The sequence below is a fragment of the Acinetobacter sp. YH12140 genome (assembly GCF_013418475.1).
Lineage (GTDB): Bacteria > Pseudomonadota > Gammaproteobacteria > Pseudomonadales > Moraxellaceae > Acinetobacter > Acinetobacter amyesii.
The window spans coordinates 271,256-291,895 of record NZ_VPBZ01000003.1; the positions used below are offsets into that span (position 1 = coordinate 271,256).

A 20,640-nucleotide genomic window follows, 5' to 3' on the forward strand; every position below is an offset into this window, starting at 1 on the left:
TGTGGGCCCACCATATAAAACAACCCCTTACGTGCATTAATCGTGAGGGGTTTTTTAATGTTAAAAACTAAATAAAGTCAGTCTAAGCCTTTAAAAGATATGGCAGATAACATATAGATACGTACAAAATTTCAAGCCAACTTGAGTAAGCCACGATTGGTTAATACGAGAAGTGGATTTCAAAGAAATACATTCAAGAAAAATTTAAAATCTTAAGTTCTAAATACCCGTAAATTAAGTCACGATTTGTTATACTTAAAAGATATTATTTTATTCATTATCAGCAAATGTTTTTTGATTCATGATTTTTAGAGATACTACATATTTCGCATTTTAAAAGCGCAAATATTAAGACTCAACCTGTTCAGGCTTTCTTAAGTCCAAATAAAACTCAACAATTGACCAAATAACAATCAAAGCAAACATAGCAACAGCGAATAACACAGCAGTTAAATAAATCATGCTTGAGTTCTCCGTTAGAAATCGAGTTAAGACCAACAGGCTAAAATTTTTAACCTACGACAAAAGTCTAATAAGAATTTCTGACGGTGCCTAGCCATATTTAGCAAATTTTTAAGAGTATTTTTATCTATGATGATAGCTTTGCTATATAAAATTTAACCGATTTATTGCTAAAAAGTATAATTTTTCAATCCGCCCTTCTTATTCCGATTTGAAATATCTGCACAATTCAGATCAAAGCTCACTTAAATCCTCTTGACTCATGATCCAAACAAGCAGAAATTACACCTTTTTAAAATCACCGTATCACCGACTATGTTGAAAAAGTTTATTGGCGAATCTGCATTTAAATTGGCAGGCTGGAAATACCACGTAGAACCTGATGTTTTAGAAAATAAACAAGTGATCGTCGGCTTTGAACACACCTCAATGATGGATGCTGTTCTTTCACTGGCCCTTTGCCAAATTTACGACATTAAAATTCACACGCTGATTAAAAAAGAACTCTTTAAAGGTCCATTTAAACCTGTTCTTGAAGCGATTGGCGGTATTCCTGTAGACCGTAAAGCCAATAAAGACATCGTGACTCAAATGGTTGAGCATTTTGAAGCTAGCGAAAAATTTAATTTAGTCATTGCTCCAGAAGCGACCCGTGCAGTACGTGGTGAAACACGAAAACCAATTCGTACAGGCTTTTGGTATATTGCTAAAGCAGCAGGTGTGCCGATTGTATTAATGTATGCCAACTCAAAAACCAAACAAGGTGGTATTTTTGGCAAGATTTACCCGACTGAGCTCGATCACGATTTAGCTTTAATTAAGCAACTCTATAAAGATAAAGTAGGTTTAGATATCGTGATCCCAGAACCTAAAAATAAAGACTAAGCACCATTCACGTTTTAACGATATATGTATTCAAAGATATAAATGTATCGTGCTCCACGCATTGTACATTTATATCTTCCTGTTATAACAAGATCAGACTCCCCCTTTTTGCCCGATTCTCATCATAAGAAAAATTACAGTACGGGCGTTTAGACATTTCGCATTATTTTCTCAAATTTGGATATTTTTTTTTCAACTACTCAATTCATGAAATCCAGTACTTTCACACAAAAAAGCCATTATGGTAGAATTTGCTCAATTTGATAGGCATAAGGCCAATCTACAAGGAGCATATTTCGCATGGCGGGTCATTCCAAGTGGGCTAATACTAAGCATCGTAAAGCAAAACAAGATGCAAGCCGCGCTAAAGTATTCACAAAATTTATCCGTGAAATCGTGACAGCTGCACGCTTAGGCGGCGGTGATGTAGCGTCTAACCCACGTTTACGTGCTGTTGTTGAAAAAGCATTAGTTGCAAACATGACACGTGACACCATTAACCGTGCGATCCAACGTGGTGTGGGCGGTGAAGAAAATACCGATCTAAAAGAAGTAACCTACGAAGGATATGGCGTTGGTGGTGTTGCGGTCATCATTGAAACAATGACGGATAACTTGAACCGTACTGTTCCTGACGTTCGTCATTGCTTCTCGAAAACTGATGGTAATTTAGGTACTGCAGGTTCAGTGGCTTATATGTTTACCAAACGTGGTGAGATTACTTTTGAAGATGTTTCTTTAGAAGATCAAATCATGGACATCGCTTTAGAAGCAGGTGCTGAAGACATCGAAGTAGATGAAGATGAAATTCTAGTTATCACCACACCTGAAACTTTCGGTGAGGTTCAGGATGCACTTGCAGCAGCAGGTTTAAAATCTGATAACGCCGAAGTGGTCATGAACCCTTCAACTAAAGCGTTAATTTCAGATATCGAACAAGCGAAAAAAATCATCAAAATGATTGATATGTTTGAAGATCTAGACGACGTTCAAAACGTGTATACCAACGTTGAATTTACTGATGAAGTAATGGCTGAGTTAGAAGCTTTATAATTCAATCGAGTGAAGTATAAAACGCACCCTTCGGTGCGTTTTTTATTGCCTAGCTTTCAACTGTTTGAGTTTATATATGAGGGCTGCATTTAAACCTTATTTAATAAGCCATTACAGTTAAAAACATTATATTGTTTAATTACAAAGCTCGAATGTAATGCAACCACATGTTCAATTTTACCAATACGTTTGAGTAAAATTTCACTATAATTTTCCATATCACGCGCAACGACTTCCACAATAAAATCGGCAGACTGCCCTGTCACTAAAAATGCATTAATCACTTCTGGAATACTTTCAAGTTCTTCTAAAAATTTAGCAAAGGTATCTGTATCATGTTTGCTTAAGGACACCTGCAGCAGCACATGCAAACTAAATCCCAATTTTTGATAATTAATTTCACGTTTCAGACCACTGATAATATTGTGATCAATCAATTGTTTGATCCGACGATGAACTGAACTGACCGATAAATTCACCCGCTCTGACAGTTCATTTAAATTGACATCTTCATGGGTCAAAATTTCTAAAATTTGTTTATCAAAACGGTCTAGTTCCATCAGTCTACTCCAGCCATTTTTGAAAACAGTGCTGATGATCCAGATTCATCAACACCTGTTGTCATTTTCAATGTTATTTTAACTTTTAAAATCAGCATTTATGTGCAAGTTTTCTCATGTATAGCATGATTTATTAAAAATAATAAAGCTCATATGCATTATGAACATAATAATTTGCATATATATCGTGTTTAAATGAATGTTTTTTCATCAAAGTTTAGTTTTTATATTCTAAATAACGTCTTTAGACAACCTACCAATAAAGCTTCTCGATGCATTCCATTGATCTGAATAAATCAATTTCAGATAAAAGGGAAAGATATTTTATTTATATTTTTCAATTTTTTATTTTTACTTTATTTTTCAATGTGCGCTCTATGTCACATTTCTTTTTTTTCACTTATTTACTTGGTTTGGTAATTACATTAAAAAATAGCGGCGGTTCATAAATATACAAAAAAACAAAAACGGAAGAATAAACATGGCAATTAAATCACTGAGTTCACTCAGCTCAAAATTAAGTTCTGTACTAAGTCCTTCCCTACAGCTCAGTACAATTAGCAGCACGGTCAGTAACCTACTTAGCCCACTTAAACCTACAACCAATATCACGGATACACTGACAGGATTATTGGGTAATTTAGGTGGCACAAACTCTTTTGATTTTAGCGCACTGACTAAATCGCTTCCGCAAGTGATTAGCACGATTCAAAGTCTTACATCCAATAACGGTTCAAATTCGGATGCACTCAAGACTTTGATGACAACACTGCAACCGCTCCTACAAAATTTAGGTGGCAACGCTGGCTCAACAGAGATGAATCAGTTGGTTCAATCCTTACCTACCATTGTCAACAGCTTGCAAAGTTTACTGAGTAGCACCAATAATCAAGGTAATCTTCCTGACAATATCAGCAGCGCTGTAAATGCCATCAAACCACTGCTTGCTATGCTTGGAAGCGCAACTGGGTCAACGGATTCAACGCAAATTATCAATACATTCAGTCAAGTTTTAGAATATGCGCAACCCATTATTCAGATGATTGGGAGCTCGTCTTCTGGAAACATCGACTTTGGGCAAATTGCACAAGGCGCAACGACTACCCTCCTGCCTTTATTAGCCTCAATCAATAAAGATAACTCAACTATTGATATGGAACAGTTGAGTCATGCTTTACCGACAGTGATTGAAAGTGTGACCAATCTAGTGACCGCCATTTCATCAGCCAACCAAGGGAATGTCCCTGAGACCATTTCAGGGGTGATCAAAGGACTTAATCCGCTGTTAGATTTACTGGCAAAAAGCGATGTCATCGATACGGATCAGGTTCAAACCGTCAAAGCGATTTATGATGTATTAAATAGCGTGAGCACCATTTTGGATGTGGTCAACAATCCATCCTTACTGACGCTTTCAACTGATTTAAATCAAGTAATTGATTCATTGAAACCAGTCATTGCTCTGATGGACAGTAATGGTGAAGCGACTCAGTTCCTCGATCAACTGACCATTCCAGATCTTGGCGATTTACTTGGCAATCTTGCTCCTGAAAAAATTGATCTTGGTTCTATCACGGATCAGTTCAACCAATTGACTGAAAACCTCACGGGCCAATTACCGAATATTAATGACCTATTGGAAAATTTAGGTTCTGCTCAAGGTGATTTTGATATCTCCACCATCATCCCAAGTATTAAGGATGCGCTAGGCAATATCTTCTACCCTGTTATGCCGCTGAATACTTTACAAGCCGATAGTATCAGTCCAGTGCTGAATATTTTGGATATTCAACAACAAAGCTATATTTAAGGATTGAATGTCTGATGAAAAAGCGCGCTGTTAGGCGCGCTTTTTTAAAGCAGTATGACGCAAAGTTTTCATATAAAGAGCTTATACACCACGCCAATCTACCCGTGCGTTACGTTCTGTTTGGTATATACGTTGCACATATTGACCTAAAGGCAAATCGCTCAAATAGGCTTTGTAAGCTTTAAACTCTTCTGACAAGGTTTCGCCATGCTCTTTTTCCCACGGCGTTCCAACAATCTCTAATATCGGCGCCAACATTGAACACACTGCAATATCAGCCAAACCTAATCGGTCGCCTACAAAATAACGCCCACCTTGTTCGATCAGACGTTGATTTAAATCAACCACAATTTCGTCCAATCGCTCACGTGAAGCCGCAACCTTATCCGTATCTAATTGATAACCTTTAGAAACCAGTGCCTTTATAATGGGCTTGGAATATTTTTCAAACTGACGTAAATAGCCCTTTTCACCAATTAAAATATCAAGTGATTCTTCACTTTCATTTAATACATGTGCCAACCCCCAACGGCGCACATGTTGGCCTAACTCAATGGAGAGTTCATTAATTTCTAAAGCGTCTTCACGCAGTTTGACATCTGGACGGATCAGACTATGTTCGGGGTAGGTCGCATCCAAGTAAAAGGCGATTTGAGTTGAATCTGCAACCCAATGATCTTGATCACGTAAAATCGGTAATTTGTTTTGCCCTGTTTTAAGCTGTGCAAATGCACGATGTACACCCGGCATTAAATTATGAGCCACATAATCCAACTCTTTATGATCGAGTAACCAGCGCGCCTTTTCACAAAAATGTGAGAGTGGAAACTGGTAGAGAGTTCGCATAAATGCTCCATGTTTTTGTTGTAACTGTAGTTTATAAAACCCAGTAATTTTATAGGGATACTTTAGTCACTGTGTTATTGAAACACAATGTCATTTTTGCACCTATTCTGCATCCGTAGTGCAACTTAAATACCTATCCTGCCGTGAAATGATTTCGATAAAATCTATATTCAATAGCTGATGTTACGCATGTAAAAATAATTTCGCATTTTTAAAGTGATATTTGAGTCCTATTCAACGGAATCTTACATCTAAGGTTTGAATAAAGAGATTAGCCTTCGGCTGGAGGTACTCTTATGAAGCACGCTTCTCATTAGGCAAAATGAGAAGCGAAGCTTCGCAAGGAAACCATCTTGCGGAGCAGTGCTCCTCACCGCAAAATTCGTTCACTAGTGTTAAATTATTCAAAGTATCGCAAAAACATTTTTGATGAGAAGTATTCCCGTCTCAAACAGTTGCGGATGACGTTACCGCGTATCGTTTTTTATTTGAATCAAATTACACTTCTGATGTTACTGCGTAACATCAGTCAATAAGTTATACATTCTCCTGCCCATATCACCTGACTTTATTATGGCTTTCATGTAAAATCATCCACAATTTTTTTATAATACTTTGTGAGTTATTTCATGGGTTTTAACTGTGGTATTGTCGGCCTGCCGAACGTTGGTAAATCAACGCTTTTCAACGCATTAACCAAAGCTGCGATTGCTGCTGAAAACTTCCCATTCTGTACAATTGAGCCAAATACTGGGATCGTACCTGTACCTGACCCACGTATGGATAAACTTGCTGAAATTGTAAACCCACAACGTGTTGTCCCAACCACGATGGAATTTGTGGATATCGCAGGTCTCGTTGCTGGTGCATCTAAAGGTGAAGGCCTTGGTAACCAATTCTTAGCCAACATTCGTGAAACGGATGCTATTGCACACGTTGTACGTTGTTTTGAAGACGAGAATGTCATTCACGTAAATGGCAAAATTGATCCACTTGACGATATCGCAACAATCAACACTGAACTTGCACTTGCCGACTTAGAAGCTGTTTCTAAAGCAATTACACGTCTAGCAAAATCTGCAAAAGGTGGCGATAAAGAAGCGATTGCGACCAAAGCTGTTTTAGACAAAATCTTACCTTTACTGGATGAAGGTAAACCTGCGCGTGCAGCTGACCTTGATGAAGATGAACGTAAATTGGTGCGTGGTTATGGCTTCTTAACCCTTAAACCAACCATGTATATTGCCAACGTTGCAGAAGATGGTTTCGAAAATAATCCTCACTTAGAAGCAGTACAAAAATTAGCTGCTGAAGAAAATGCGATTGTGGTTCCACTTTGCAACCAAATCGAAGCAGAAATTTCATTACTTGAAGATGAAGATCGTGCTGAATTCCTTGAAGCTTTAGGCATGGAAGAACCTGGTCTAAACGTAGTTATTCGTGCAGGTTATGGCTTACTCGGCCTTCAAACATACTTCACAGCTGGTGTACAAGAAGTTCGTGCTTGGACAGTAAAAATTGGTGCAACTGCACCTCAAGCTGCAGGTGTGATTCACACTGACTTCGAAAAAGGCTTTATTCGTGCTGAATGTATTGCCTACAACGACTTCGTTCAATACAACGGTGAAGCTGGCGCTAAAGAAGCAGGTAAATGGCGTTTAGAAGGTAAAACATACATCGTTCAAGATGGCGATGTTTTACACTTCCGTTTTAACGTATAAGACAGTACTCATAAGAAGCCAGCAATTTGCTGGCTTTTTTAATTTCAGGCAAAAGCCCAAGCCAAAAAATAAGCATATTTAAAAACTTAAAACCTGCTTAAAAACAAAATTATATCGACACGAATACATGATTTGGTTGCTGAGTCACCACAGTGCAACGACTTAAATCTCTACCGTTCTGCTATAAATTTACTCATAGGCACTAATGCCTATTTTCATAGAACAATAGCAATGAAAAAAATCAGCACAATTCTAACAGCAGGTATCTTTACAATGCTTAGTGCAACTGCGTTTGCATGTCCACAAGGCACCACACTTACAGGTGGTACAGGTGCAAACCATAAAGGTGGTACTTGTGTTTCCATTGCTAAAGATGCAAAACATCAGGAACGTACTGCTACACATGCAGCACAAGTTGCGCAGCATGATGCAAAAGTCGCTCGACACGATGCAAAACAAGCCAGCCAATTGGCTCAAAGTAAAGTGAAACATAATCAAAAATTAGCAAAACATGATGCAGCTCAAGCACAGCATCTTGCAACACAAGCAAAATCAGAAGCTAAAACTTCAGCCCATGCTGCCAAAGCTGCAAATACTGACGCAAAAGCAAAAATCGCTGCACAAAAGGTCGCTGCGGAACAACATAAAGCAGCTGTTAAATCCTAAACAGTTGAGAATTAACACATCGTAAAAAAAAAGCCGGAATTATCCGGCTTTTTTATTTAAATCATTTATGGGTGAGCAGTATGTAATGCTTTTGCATCCATCTCTGCGCGCTGTCTTCTTGCTTCTGTCAGCATGCGTTGTTCAAGCTCTTTACGAAAGCCTAGTAGAAACACAAACTCAGCTAGAACAAATAAAGGCCCTATTGCCAAGCCAATGACATCATCCATAAACGCAGGCTTTTTCTTTTCATAATAATGACCGATAAATTGGATGATCCAACCCACTACAAAGATCCCCACACTCCAAATCAGCCATGACATAAGGCTCATTTTTTCGATCATTAAGGCTAAGGGATATGTGATTGCAAACATCAAAAGCATAATCAAACCGAAAATTTTATCTAAACTCAGGTAATAAATTACACTGGCAATAATCAACAACAATGCAAGGGTCAGTTCAAAACCTGAAATCATCAGCCCTGCTCGTGCGGTTAGACACATAATTGAAAACACAATAAGCGGAATACCCACAAAATGCGTCAGCACATTTTTTCGATCTAAATGATATGCTGCATATTGGCTCAGCAGTCTTTCAAATTTGCTCATTAACTTACTCCTTGTTCATTCACTCATTTCACTATATAAAAAATGCATCAATAAAGTTGTCATCTAATAGACAAGTTGGACCATAAAATAAGGATATGCTGTGCTGGACGCTCAATATGTGCATCAACTCAATAAAAATGTGTGGTATTCAGGCTTAAATATTTCCTTCCAAGACTTTATCTGCCGCCATGCCCTGACCTTAACTTTCGAAAAAGACGCACGTGTTTTTTTATCAGGACAGCGTTTTAATGGTATGTATGCTGTCTTAGAAGGCGCAGTTCGCTTAGGCTATATTGATATTCATGGCAAAGAAGCGATTGCCGCCATAGCTGAGCCGATTATGTGGTTTGGCGAAATATCCTTGGTTGACCAATTACCACGTTCTCACGATGCCGTCTGTACCAAAAAATCCACCTTATTACACTTACCAGCTCAAGCAATTCAGCAATTATTACAACAACACCCCGAGTTTTGGTTTCATATTGCCCAGCTCACCAGTCAAAAGCTTCGCTATGCTTTTATGGAACTCATTGCCTTACAAACGCAAAGTTTAAGTCAACGTCTCGCACAGCGCCTGCTGTTTATTTTAAATGGATATGGAAATCATTTGGAAATTGAGCAACACACCATACACATCTCGCAGGAACAACTTGCTCAACTTTTGAATTGCTCACGGCAATCAGTCAATCAGGAGCTTCAGCAATTGGAAAAAATGCAGGTGCTTCGTGTTGCGTTTAAAAAAATTGAAATTTTAGATCTAGCGCAGTTACATCAGATTGCTCATGCACTTCCTGTGCATGATGTCTGACATTTGTGATTTAAATAAGTGCATTTAATTGCACCAGAATGATTCTTTATAGTTATTTTGCTTTTATTTGTGGCACTTCGCTTTATCGAGTTTTGATCACGACAATAATTGGCAAACATTTACACTGTCAAAACCATTTGTACATGCTGCAACTTCTTGAGTTGATGCTTCTGATTTGTCTTCAGTCGCTGCTTGTACATTGACCGCTGTAGTCAAAACAGCCAAAACCGATAACTTCATTAATGTTTTTTTCATCTTAATCACCTATTCAACGTCTTTAATTTAACTTACATACTTCATCTTTTACGCAGTAATTTTTACATACTTTATCAAATAATGATAATTTTAATTTTTTATCACATTATCCATACTTTGTATTATTAATATTTTATAGATATTAATTAAAGAGAAGGTCAGACGACTGGCGTTCTAAAATGGGGGATTTTTATCAATAAATTTTTCTCAAAAGATATTTTTACTATTCATTATCAATGCTTTATCTATTTAACTTCAGAAAAAAACCATGCAATTTGGAATTTAGCTCAATACTACTGCAGCGCACTGATTTAATTTTTTATATGAAATAGCGATGCTTTTAGGAGGATTTTCCAATACTCTATTATAGATTTATTCTTGTTTTTTGATATTTTCTAAAAAAAAAGCAGTGAAAATTCACTGCTTTGATCAAGTTAAACGCCTATTTTTTTCGGATCGGTATTTCCGAGTTCAGGGTTTTCAATCGCACCTTTGCATTGATTTTTATCACGCTCATAATCTGCTTGCTTTTGTGCAACAGTCGAACTCTGATCAATGCTTTCACGTGCCCAAATTTCCAGACTTGTCAAAGCCTTACGACACAGCGCGTATTTGCCTTCAGTCACAGAATCGGTCATTTTGACATTGATACGCCATTCCGTACTCAATTTACGCGCTGGAATACGAACTTTCTCTTCCATCTGATCGACTTGTTTTGCATAAACAATCGGATCGACTTCATTGATAAACGCCCAAGCTTTGGCAGCATACTCCGTTGCATCATTGGTTAATTTGGGTGCTGCTTTAATTTCGACTTGAGCTTGTTCAGCTCCATCATTACCACAGGCCTGCAACAACACCGTGCTGCTCAATAATGAAACAATCAGTATCCCACGCATCTTTAACCTCTGCATATCCAGCTCATTTCAGCAAACATATTCGGCAATATGCTAGTGAATTCGCGTACAATACTCAATCATCATTTGACCTGTTGTTCAACTCTTTCAAAGGTGTGTCGTGTCTGAGCACAAACTTCCTACAGTTCAGCCTGCGGGTTTTTGGCAAGGTGCTAAAGATAGTCAAGCCATTATCTTTACCTATCTTCCTGTTTCTTTTGCATTTGGGGTTTCTGCGACTCAATTTGGTTTCACTGCGTGGGAAGCCTTATTTTTATCTTGCTCTATGTATGCCGGTGCCAGTCAGTTTCTCGTCGTTGCGTTACTGGGAAGTGGAACATCCATTTGGATGACTGCACTCACTGTGATTGCTCTCGATATACGCCATTTGCTCTACGGTCCTGCTTTACAAAACCTGATTCAAGACCGACTCAATTTAAAGAAAACGGCAGTTTGGGCTTGGGGTTTAACCGACGAAGTTTTTGCATCAGGTATGATCAAACTGTCGCAACGTCGTCAAGAATGGTCAGAATCTTGGATGTTAGGACTCAGCTTATTTAGTTGGCTGTCTTGGGCAACAGGCTCATTTTTAGGCGGTTTATTTGCCGATCAAGTCAGCAACCTTCCACAATTTTTACAAGCTGCACTCGACTTCCTACTGCCTGCATTGTTTTTAAGCTTTTTACTCGCAGCATTTGAGAAAAAACATACATTTGTGGTCACGGTTACAATTATTGTTTCTGCGATTGCTTGTTACTTTATCGACTTGTCTGCTGCGATTTTTATCGGGATTTCATCAGGAATCATTGCAGGTTTGGTCAAACATTATGTCTTGAAAAAACCAGACCCTGAACATATAGGAGAAGCATCATGAATCTTGAAATTATCATGGTCGGTATCGTAGTCGGAATTGCCAATTTTGCTTCTCGCTTTGGGCCATTTTACTTTATTCAAAAACTTCAAAAGGGTTCACAACAACGTGGTTCCCTTTGGCTGAAAATTGCACTTGGCTCAATTGGTATTTCTGCCATTAGTTCCATGCTTGTTGTAGCAACCTTGCCGCCATTATTAGAAACACCTAATAAAAGTTTTGCCATGCTGGTGGGCTTCCTTGTGCTTGCGGGACTATATTTTAAGTTTAAGAAAATTGTCCCTGCGACACTAACTGCGGCACTGAGCTATGGTATTGTCTATACCTATATCCCTATCCCCTTTTAATCACCTATTAAAAAAGATGTTGTAAGTTGGTTGAAGCTTAGATATTTATCTTAAATTTCAATCAACTAGAATGATTTAATATTTAAAAACAACATATAAATACACAAATGCTAGGTAAAAGATGAAAAATCTATTAAAAAATTTAATCAAAAAATTAACCCCAAACCCAAATCATAATGAGCCAACAAGTTCAGAAAATATCGAAGATTTACCGTTATTTACACCGCAACTCCTTGATGAATGGATTAAAGCAGGCAAAACAGATGAAGTATTAGCTTTATTAGAAAAATACGAACCATATTTCACCACTGAAGACTATGCAATTAGTGGAGAGATCCTTTTAAGCCACAACCTGATTGATGAAGCAATTTATCATTTAGAAATAGCTGCAAATGAAAATGATCTTTACGCAATGAATCATCTGGGTTTCATCTACGGCTATCGCTATAAATATAAAGATTTGCCATTTGCACTAGAGATATTCCACACTGCAATTGAACTGGGCGATAAAAATGCATATTTCTCATTGGCAGATCTATATTCAGAAGAAATTGAAATTTTAGACCTGAATAAAGCCCTACATTATGCCGAGTTAGCGATCAAGAATGGCGAGTATAGTGCCTATTATATTATTGGTCGTTGCTACACAATCCGTCACGATTACGCTCAAGCACTGAGAGCATTTGAGCAACTTAAAGTCCATGGTTTAGTACAACATGCGTTAATGGGTATAGGTATATTGCATTATGAAGCGATAAATAGTGAGTTTTACAAACCTAGCTATGCCGAAGAGTTGCTCAAAAAGGTGGCTCTTGAATATGATTCTCCAGACAAATATTTTGAATTAGCCCGATTCTACACAGCCGAAACACCTTTTAAAGATATTGAAAGAGCCATTCAACTTTTCAAACAAGGAATTTCAATTGGTTGTATATATAGCGAAGCTGAATTAGAAAAATTGAGCGAATCAAGCGCACAGGACTAAATTTAAATACCAAACTTTATAAAAAAAATTGTTGGACAATATCATTTATTTATGTGAACACTCGCTTATCTCTCGAACAAGTTCTGCTATGCTTAAATTCCCATAAAATCAAGCATGGATGATTTACATGAGCGTCACTATTGGTACTCCACTTCAGTCTTCAGCGTATAAAGTCTTACTGTTAGGTTCTGGTGAACTCGGTAAAGAAGTTGTGATTTCATTGCAACGTTTGGGTGTAGAAGTTCATGCTGCCGATCGTTATGACCATGCTCCTGCCATGCAAGTTGCAGATTTTTCTCATACTTTAAATATGGCAGATCCTGAGGCACTTAAAGCTTTAATTTCTCAAGTGAAGCCTCATTTGATTGTTCCTGAAATTGAAGCTATTGCGACTCAAGTTTTAGTCGAGATTGAAGAACAAAATATTGCCACTGTCATTCCTTCTGCAAAAGCTGTAAACCTGACAATGAATCGTGAAGGGATTCGCCGTCTAGCTGCCGAAGAGCTTGGACTACCGACTTCAGCCTACCGATTTGCCAACACACTTGAAGCGTTTCGTGCTGCATGCGATGACATTGGCTATCCAAACTTTGTTAAGCCTGTCATGTCGTCTTCGGGTAAAGGACAGTCACGTGTAAAAAGCTTTGATGAAGTCGATGCTGCTTGGGAATATGCACAAACAGGTGGACGTGTAAATCAAGGTACAGTGATCGTAGAATCACAAATTGACTTTGACTTTGAAATCACCCTGCTGACTGTTCGTGCAAAAAATGCAGAAACAGGTGAAATTGAAACATCATTCTGCGACCCGATTGGCCACCGCCAAGACGCTGGCGACTATGTTGAAAGTTGGCAGCCACAACTCATGACTGCTCTTGCTTTAGAAGAAGCCAAGCGTATTGCCAATAAAGTAACCATTGCATTAGGTGGATGTGGCATTTTTGGGGTGGAACTGTTTGTCAAAGGCGATAAAGTATGGTTTAGTGAGGTATCACCTCGTCCACACGATACAGGCCTTGTCACTCTTGCATCGCAATTCCAAAGCGAATTCGAACTGCATGCACGTGCCATTCTTGGTCTGCCTGTGAATACTGCTCGACACAGTACTGCTGCGAGCGCAGTCATCTATGCAGGCGTGGATGATACCAATTTATCATTTACTGGCTTAAATCTTGCTTTGGCTAATCCAGACACCGATTTACGCCTCTTTGGTAAACCAGAAGGCTTTAAACGTCGCCGTATGGGCGTAACAACAGCACGCGCTGAAACCACAGATCACGCGCGTGAACTTGCTCAACATGCTGCACAACAAGTCAGTGTTCAACAAAACTAAGTTTGTAACACCTTAACGGACCACTGTTCATGATCAATACGCTTCCTCTGCTGAATTACATTAAAAGTAACCACGACATTCAGGCGATTAACCAATGGCGCTCAGATGTTGAAAATCAGCTACAGGAATGCTTTGAAAATGGACAGTCGATTCGTGATGTGATTTTGGCTCGATCAAACCTGATCGATGAAGCCTTAAAGTTCTTATGGACACATGCTGAACTCGACCAAACCGATCTCGGTTTATTTGCTGTCGGTGGCTATGGTCGCCGTGAAATGCTGCCATACTCCGACGTCGATATCATGATTTTGTCTGAAGATGAAATCAGCCCAGAACAAGAAAAACTCATCTCTAGCTTTATTTCAACACTTTGGGATGTTGGTAATTTCAAGCCGGGCATCAGTGTACGTACTATTAACGATTGTGTTACTCAAGCCACCAATGATTTAACCGTGGCAACAGCGCTGATCGAAGCACGTTTGATTGTGGGCAATGAACACCTAGCCAAATGGCCACGCCGTATCGTGTCACAGACATGGACGGATAAAACCTTCTATGATGCCAAAATGCAAGAGCAAGCCAAACGCTATGCTCAACATAACAATACCGAAAGCAACTTAGAACCCGATATTAAAAATGCGCCCGGCGGTATCCGTGATATCAACCAAATCGGATGGATTGCTAAGCGTCATTTCCGTGTCAATCGCATCTATGACCTTGTACATTTAGGTTTTATTTCAGAGTTTGAACTGGGTGTTCTTGAAGAAACAGAAAGCTTTCTTTGGGAAATCCGCCATCATTTACATCGCTTAACCAAGCGCGACGAAAACCGATTATTGTTTGATTATCAACGTGACATTGCTGCTAAATTTGGCTATCAGCGCGAAGAAGGTAAATCACCGAATTATCCAATCGAACAGTTCATGAAACGTTACTATCGTAGCGCTCAGCAAGTGACGACGTTAAATGAAATGCTCTTGGCTTATTTTAATGAATCTGTCATTACGCCACGCTTACCTGACTATGAACGTAAGATTGAAGAGATCAATGCCAATTTCAAATTAGTTGATGGTAAATTGGCTGTGCAGCATCATAAAATTTTCTCTGAAAATCCAAGTGCTATTTTAGAAATTTTCTACCTCTTGGCGAATCGTCCAGAAATTGAAGGGATTCGTGCCCGAACTTTACGTCTATTGTCACTTGCAGCAAAACGTATTGATCAAAACTTCCGTGACAATCCTGCACATCAAGCCTTATTTATGGCGATCATTCGCTCACCCTACCGCTTATACGACACCATGGTGGCGATGAAACGTTATGGCGTGCTCGGCAACTATATTCCTGCCTTTGGGCAAATCATGGGACTTATGCAATACGACTTGTTCCATATTTATACTGTCGATGCCCACACCCTCCTACTACTACGTAATTTAAACCGTTTTAAAGAGCCTGAATTTGCCAAGGACTTCCCTGTCGTTAGCTCTGTATTCCAACGACTGGCGCGCCGTGACATTGTTTATTTAGCGGCAATTTTCCATGATATCGCCAAGGGTCGCGGCGGTGACCACAGTGAACTTGGTGCAGCAGATGCAATTGAATTCTGCCGTACCCATGGGTTTACTGAACGTGAATGCAACCTTGTCGCATGGTTGATTCAAAACCATCTATTGATGTCCGTTACTTCTCAGAAAAAAGACATTTCCGATCCAGATGTGGTGAAAGAATTTGCTGAGAAAATGGGCGATATGGAGCATCTCGACTATCTCTATACCTTGACAGTTGCCGATATTAACGCAACCAATCCAACGCTTTGGAATACATGGCGTGCATCCCTCATGCGCCAACTGTATACACAAGCGCGTGATGTGATTCGTTCTGGTTTGGGGCGTCCTGTAGACTACCCAATGCTGATCGAAGACACTAAATTTGCAGCCAGTGAACTGTTAGTCAACGATTTTTCACTCTACGATGTAGAAACTGTTTGGCAAGAACTCGGTGATGAATATTTCCTGAAAGAATCTGCCGATGAAATCGCATGGCATACGCGCGCCATATTAAAGCATGGCAATAATGCAGAACCATTGGTACTGATGCGAGCACATCGCAAATTTGCACAAGATGCGGTACAGATCTTTATTTACACACAAGATCAGCCTAACTTGTTTGCGACCACAGTGGCTATTTTGGACAGAATGAATCTAGATGTTCAGGATGCTCGAATTATCACTGCATCCACTGCATTTAGTTTGGACACTTATGTTGTACTTGACCGTTTTGGCACCTTATTAACAGATCCTGAACGTGAGCAAACTGTTATTGAAGCGCTCAAAAAAGCCTTAAGCCAATCTGATAAGTATCCAGGCCTGATGCAACGTCGTATCCCACGTCAACTGCGTCATTTTGATATTGAAAATACCGTGAGTATTTCTTTCAATGAAGCACTTCAACAAAATATGGTTGAAATTGCGACACTTGACCATCCGGGCTTACTTGCTAAAGTTGGTGGTTTATTTATGATGCAAGGTCTAGATATTCACTCTGCGAAAATTGCAACGCTCGGTGAACGTGCTGAAGATATTTTCTATGTCACTAAAAAAGATGGCTCACCTATGAGTGATTCAGAAGCGGAAACGTTTGCTGCACAGTTAAAGTCAGCACTCGATGAAGCTTCGAATCAGGTTTGTAGTCATCATTAACTTAAATTGATCGGTATCCATTCCATGAACTCCAGTTTGTCATTATTGCACCCTTATCCATTTGAAAAGCTAAATAAGCTATTTCAGGATGTGAAACCTGCAGATTTGCCTTTGATTCCCCTATCGATTGGTGAGCCAAAGCATCCTGCACCGGAGTTTGTGAAACAGGCCATTATTGATAATTTTCAGCACTTATCCACTTACCCAAACAGTAAAGGTTTACCTGAGCTCCGCACAAGTATTGCAAATTGGTTAACCCGTCGCTTTAAACTCAATAGCATCAGTGCAGATACCAACGTCCTTCCTGTGTCAGGCACGCGTGAAGCGATCTTCTCGTTTGTACAAGCTTTGGTTAAACGTGAAGAAGCCCCTTATGTGGTGATGCCAAATCCGTTCTACCAAATCTATGAAGGCGCAACTTTACTTGCGGGTGCAGAACCTTACTTCATCAACTGTACCGAAGAAAATAACTACCTTGGCGACTTTGACGCTGTGCCAGCTGAAGTTTGGGAAAAAACCGCTTTACTGTTTGTCTGCACACCGGGTAATCCTACAGGTGCAGTACTTTCTAAAGAACAGTTTAAAAAACTGATTGCTCTGTCTGACCAATATAATTTTGTGATTGCATCTGATGAATGCTACTCAGAGCTTTGGTTTGATGAAGCACCTGTTGGTCTGCTTGAAGTCTGTGCTGAAATGGGCCGTGATGACTATAAAAACTGCGTGGTATTCCACTCACTGTCTAAGCGCTCTAACTTACCGGGTATGCGTTCTGGCTTTGTTGCAGGTGATGCAGCGCTTTTAAAACCTTATTTACAATACCGTACTTATCATGGCGCTGCGATGCCTGTTCAACACCAGTTGGCCTCAATTGCAGCTTGGGATGACGAAGCACACGTCGAAGAAAACCGCGTCCAGTACCGTGCAAAATTCGAATTATTCCAACGCGAGCTGAGTCACCTACTACCATTACAAAAACCTGATGCAGGGTTCTACTACTGGTTAAAAGTGGATAATGATGAAACTTTTGCAAAAATGCTGATGGAAAAAGCGCATGTGAAAGTATTACCAGGCCGTTATCTGTCACGTGATACAGCACAAGGGAATCCGGGTGAAAACCATGTCCGTTTAGCCCTTGTTGCAGATATTACCCAATGTGAAGAAGTGATTCGTCGCTTAAAAGCAGTGCTTTAATTGATTTAAAGTGTTCTGCTTAAAATAAATGCCCCCTGATTTGGGGCATTTTTATTTGTGTCATTTCTTAACAATCATTCAGAGCTAATCATCTAGCAATAATTATTTATAAACAATCATTAAGAAATCATTGAAAACCATTAGAAATCAAATGTAGCACTCAATTTAAATGTTCGAGGTTCGCTCAGTGACAAATACGTATAGTCGTTCACCGATGCAGAGGCCCAATAGTCTTTATCTAAAACATTAGTCACATTAAAATTCAAACTGGTGGGTACATTCTTGATTTGCGTTTTATAGTTTGCACCCAAATCTATACGTGTCCAATCTTTAAGTTTCAATGTGTTGGCATTGTTTGCATAAGTTGAACCCGTATATACAACGCGCCCATTTACACTAACATCTTGTTCAATCGGTAGTTTCCAATCCGCTTCGACATTGGCTTGGAACTCCGGCACACTGATCACACGATGTCCATCAAATAAACCTTGGTATGTGTCTTTTTGCTCGGTATCAATCCAAGTTGCACCGCCCAATATCTTGATTGAATCTGTTAATTGACCATAGGCATTAAATTCAAGCCCTTGGTGAATATTCGTCGCTTGACTGATTTGTGCAGTCCCCGAGCTATTCACTGAGGCTTTTTGGCGATCTGTATAGAAATAATTCAATGTTCCACCAATCAAGCCATTTTCATATTTCACGCCCAGTTCTTTTTGTTTCGACACAAATGGATCAGCAATAAAGTTATTACCTTCGCTATCCAAAATTGCTTCACCTTGAACCAAAGCTTCGATGTAATTGGCATACATAGACCATTCAGGCGTTAATTTATAACTCACACCCAATGCCGGAGTAAGCTGATTTTTATTAATATTGTATTTATAGGTTCCGTAAGAATATACGTCTTGATCAACTTCCTGATAACGCGCACCCAGCATGAGCGTTAAACGATCATCTAACATCGAAATATTGTCGCCCAAGGCAAAACTTTTCAACGTACTGACACCCGCTTTTGGATAAGTCCCTTCTCCCCCCAACCATTTGTCAATGTTTGAATCTTCGGTGTAAATCGGATCATAAAAATTATCATTCAAACTGGTGGCATATCTATAGCTATAGCGTTTATCTGCACGATATAAAGAACCAGAAGCGACCACTTGATGTTTTAAAGCACCTGTTTCAAATTTAGTTTTCACACCCAGTTCTGCTGAATGATTGCGATCTTTACGTGGAATCATCGATGCAGAAAGTTTTGCTGTTCCTGCTGCGGTATCACTTAATTGCTGGCTTGAGTAAACACCGGCTTCTTCTGATGTTCGAAAACCATATGCTGCATAGGCTGTCGTTGCATCGGTTATGTCATATTCTGCACGTACACTTCCGAATAAATCTTCTTCGTTTGAATAAGTCCACGCTTGACCATGATAATTAGCATATTGGGCTGCACTCGGAAGCTGTGTAACCGCATTGGTTAAACGTAAACTCGGTCGATTTTCTGCAAGGCGGTTATTGTTATACCCCAAATCACCAGATAGGCGGAGACGCTCCCCTTTGTAGTCCGCAGCAATCAAAACCAATCCAAGTGTTTTCTTTTCTTGGTCAATCTCGGTTCCACCATCATGGTAAGCGGTATTGACCCGCACTCCAAATTGATCATCTGTCCCAAAGCGACGTGATACATCCGATGCCACATAGGCACCATTGAAGTTTGTCCCCACCGTCACACGTGTTAAGGGATCATTACTGGCTCGTTTCGGAAGCAAGTTAATTGAACCACCAATTCCTGTTCCTCCCGGGATTGCACCATTTAAAAATGCCGAAGCGCCTTTGAAGACTTCTACCCGCTCAAACAGTTCTGTTGGAATATATTGGCGCGGCAATATGCCATACAAGCCGTTATATGCCGTATCATCTGATGCCAGTGCAAAACCACGAATAAAATAGGCTTCTTGAAAGTTCCCATAACCTTTGGCGGTACGCACACCAGCATCTGCTTGTAGCACATCCCCAACGCTTTTCGCTTGGCGGTCTTGAATATATTGCTGGGTATAACTGGTGATATTAAATGGTGTTTCTAAATTTTTCTGATTACCGAAAATGCCCACTTTACCACCTGTCGCGACTTGCCCCCCGCATAAGGCTTCATCAAGCCATTTGCAGAAGCATCCGCACTCACGACCACATTAATGGCTTCTAGCGTTTGAACTTCAGTACTATCGATATTGGCAGCGGGATGTTCCGTTTCAGCGACTTCATTCGCATAAACATATGTGAACCCTTGTGTAGCACACGCCATCATCACACAGAGCTGCTTCATTTTTAACATTGGGAGAGTAATCCTAGAAAATACGCACACATAATAAATGATAATGATTAGCATTTATTCTTTCATTTCATCTTTTACGATGCTTTTTATTTATTACTTTTTATTTTTTAATTGTAATTTTTTATTAAGCTCAACTTAATGAATTACACTCACCTGATTGCCGAAGAGCGATTTCATTCATCAAATACACAAGGATTAAGTAATTTAATTTCCACTCATGAAACCAATTTTCAAGCTTCATCTATCAGATGAAAACCCAAACAATGACAAATCATTCTCGGAGCTTAAGACAATGATTAACATATGCCTTCTACTACA

Annotated in this window: 17 protein-coding genes and 1 pseudogene; 12 read left to right on the forward strand and 6 right to left on the reverse strand. The window is 39.4% G+C overall.

Going from position 1 to position 20,640, the window contains the following annotated elements; genetic code table 11:
• Nucleotides 1-777 precede the first annotated feature (777 nt).
• Together FTU75_RS04985 and FTU75_RS04990 are read left to right on the forward strand one after the other, a co-directional pair.
• Nucleotides 778-1,347, forward strand: coding sequence for a 1-acyl-sn-glycerol-3-phosphate acyltransferase (locus FTU75_RS04985; RefSeq protein WP_078194352.1), 570 nt, complete (start codon nucleotides 778-780; stop codon nucleotides 1,345-1,347).
• Nucleotides 1,348-1,647: 300 nt separating this feature from the next.
• Nucleotides 1,648-2,400: a YebC/PmpR family DNA-binding transcriptional regulator gene (locus FTU75_RS04990; protein WP_078194353.1), complete on the forward strand. Its 753-nt coding sequence runs from the start codon at nucleotides 1,648-1,650 to the stop codon at nucleotides 2,398-2,400.
• A gap of 89 nt (nucleotides 2,401-2,489) precedes the next feature.
• Here the strand turns inward: FTU75_RS04990 and FTU75_RS04995 are convergent, their stop codons facing one another.
• Nucleotides 2,490-2,960, reverse strand: a complete 471-nt coding sequence (locus tag FTU75_RS04995; protein WP_067763303.1) for an Lrp/AsnC family transcriptional regulator — start codon at nucleotides 2,958-2,960, stop codon at nucleotides 2,490-2,492.
• A gap of 481 nt (nucleotides 2,961-3,441) precedes the next feature.
• On the opposite strand from FTU75_RS04995, the gene FTU75_RS05000 reads away from it, so the two are divergent.
• Nucleotides 3,442-4,770 carry a hypothetical protein gene (locus tag FTU75_RS05000; protein WP_180115301.1) on the forward strand — a complete coding sequence of 443 codons (1,329 nt, stop codon included), beginning with the start codon at nucleotides 3,442-3,444 and terminating at the stop codon, nucleotides 4,768-4,770.
• Nucleotides 4,771-4,851: 81 nt separating this feature from the next.
• Here FTU75_RS05000 and FTU75_RS05005 read toward each other — a convergent pair whose 3' ends face one another.
• Entirely contained in the window at nucleotides 4,852-5,616 is a 765-nt protein-coding gene (locus FTU75_RS05005; RefSeq protein ID WP_180012150.1) for a glutathione S-transferase family protein, read from the reverse strand.
• Between the two features lie 629 nt (nucleotides 5,617-6,245).
• On the opposite strand from FTU75_RS05005, the gene ychF reads away from it, so the two are divergent.
• Together ychF and FTU75_RS05015 are read left to right on the forward strand one after the other, a co-directional pair.
• Entirely contained in the window at nucleotides 6,246-7,337 is a 1,092-nt protein-coding gene (gene ychF, locus FTU75_RS05010; protein WP_111885996.1) for a redox-regulated ATPase YchF, read from the forward strand.
• A gap of 273 nt (nucleotides 7,338-7,610) precedes the next feature.
• The gene (locus FTU75_RS05015) at nucleotides 7,611-8,003 is read left to right on the forward strand and encodes a hypothetical protein (protein WP_257223712.1); all 393 of its coding nucleotides are present in this window, start codon (nucleotides 7,611-7,613) and stop codon (nucleotides 8,001-8,003) included.
• 65 nt (nucleotides 8,004-8,068) lie between these two features.
• Here FTU75_RS05015 and FTU75_RS05020 read toward each other — a convergent pair whose 3' ends face one another.
• A complete protein-coding gene (locus FTU75_RS05020) occupies nucleotides 8,069-8,608 on the reverse strand; it encodes a DUF962 domain-containing protein (RefSeq protein WP_180115302.1) in 540 nt (179 codons plus the stop codon).
• 100 nt (nucleotides 8,609-8,708) lie between these two features.
• Here FTU75_RS05020 and FTU75_RS05025 point away from each other — a divergent pair, with 100 nt between their 5' ends.
• Nucleotides 8,709-9,416, forward strand: a complete 708-nt coding sequence (locus tag FTU75_RS05025; protein WP_180115303.1) for a Crp/Fnr family transcriptional regulator — start codon at nucleotides 8,709-8,711, stop codon at nucleotides 9,414-9,416.
• A 96-nt stretch (nucleotides 9,417-9,512) separates the two neighbouring features.
• On the opposite strand, the gene FTU75_RS05030 is transcribed toward FTU75_RS05025, so the two are convergent.
• The gene (locus tag FTU75_RS05030; RefSeq protein WP_227591814.1) at nucleotides 9,513-9,671 is read right to left on the reverse strand and encodes a hypothetical protein; all 159 of its coding nucleotides are present in this window, start codon (nucleotides 9,669-9,671) and stop codon (nucleotides 9,513-9,515) included.
• Nucleotides 9,672-10,105: 434 nt separating this feature from the next.
• Entirely contained in the window at nucleotides 10,106-10,585 is a 480-nt protein-coding gene (locus tag FTU75_RS05035; RefSeq protein ID WP_180115304.1) for a hypothetical protein, read from the reverse strand.
• Nucleotides 10,586-10,688: 103 nt separating this feature from the next.
• On the opposite strand from FTU75_RS05035, the gene FTU75_RS05040 reads away from it, so the two are divergent.
• From FTU75_RS05040 to dapC, 6 genes are all read left to right on the forward strand, one after another.
• A complete protein-coding gene (locus tag FTU75_RS05040; RefSeq protein ID WP_180115305.1) occupies nucleotides 10,689-11,441 on the forward strand; it encodes an AzlC family ABC transporter permease in 753 nt (250 codons plus the stop codon).
• Complete coding sequence (gene ygaH, locus FTU75_RS05045) at nucleotides 11,438-11,785, forward strand: L-valine transporter subunit YgaH (RefSeq protein ID WP_180115306.1); 348 nt, start codon at nucleotides 11,438-11,440, stop codon at nucleotides 11,783-11,785. Before FTU75_RS05040 ends, ygaH begins: the two co-directional genes overlap by 4 nt.
• A 121-nt stretch (nucleotides 11,786-11,906) precedes the next feature.
• Nucleotides 11,907-12,770 (forward strand): hypothetical protein, encoded by an 864-nt coding sequence (locus tag FTU75_RS05050; RefSeq protein ID WP_180115307.1) that lies wholly within the window; start codon nucleotides 11,907-11,909, stop codon nucleotides 12,768-12,770.
• Between the two features lie 118 nt (nucleotides 12,771-12,888).
• Nucleotides 12,889-14,103, forward strand: a complete 1,215-nt coding sequence (gene purT / locus FTU75_RS05055) for a formate-dependent phosphoribosylglycinamide formyltransferase (protein WP_180115308.1) — start codon at nucleotides 12,889-12,891, stop codon at nucleotides 14,101-14,103.
• Nucleotides 14,104-14,132: 29 nt separating this feature from the next.
• On the forward strand, nucleotides 14,133-16,799 hold the full coding sequence (gene glnD / locus FTU75_RS05060; RefSeq protein WP_180115309.1) for a [protein-PII] uridylyltransferase: 2,667 nt from the start codon (nucleotides 14,133-14,135) through the stop codon (nucleotides 16,797-16,799).
• 24 nt (nucleotides 16,800-16,823) lie between these two features.
• A complete protein-coding gene (dapC, locus tag FTU75_RS05065; RefSeq protein ID WP_180115310.1) occupies nucleotides 16,824-17,993 on the forward strand; it encodes a succinyldiaminopimelate transaminase in 1,170 nt (389 codons plus the stop codon).
• 140 nt (nucleotides 17,994-18,133) lie between these two features.
• Here dapC and FTU75_RS05070 read toward each other — a convergent pair.
• Nucleotides 18,134-20,322 (reverse strand): annotated as a pseudogene (locus FTU75_RS05070) (TonB-dependent receptor).
• Nucleotides 20,323-20,640 lie beyond the last annotated feature (318 nt).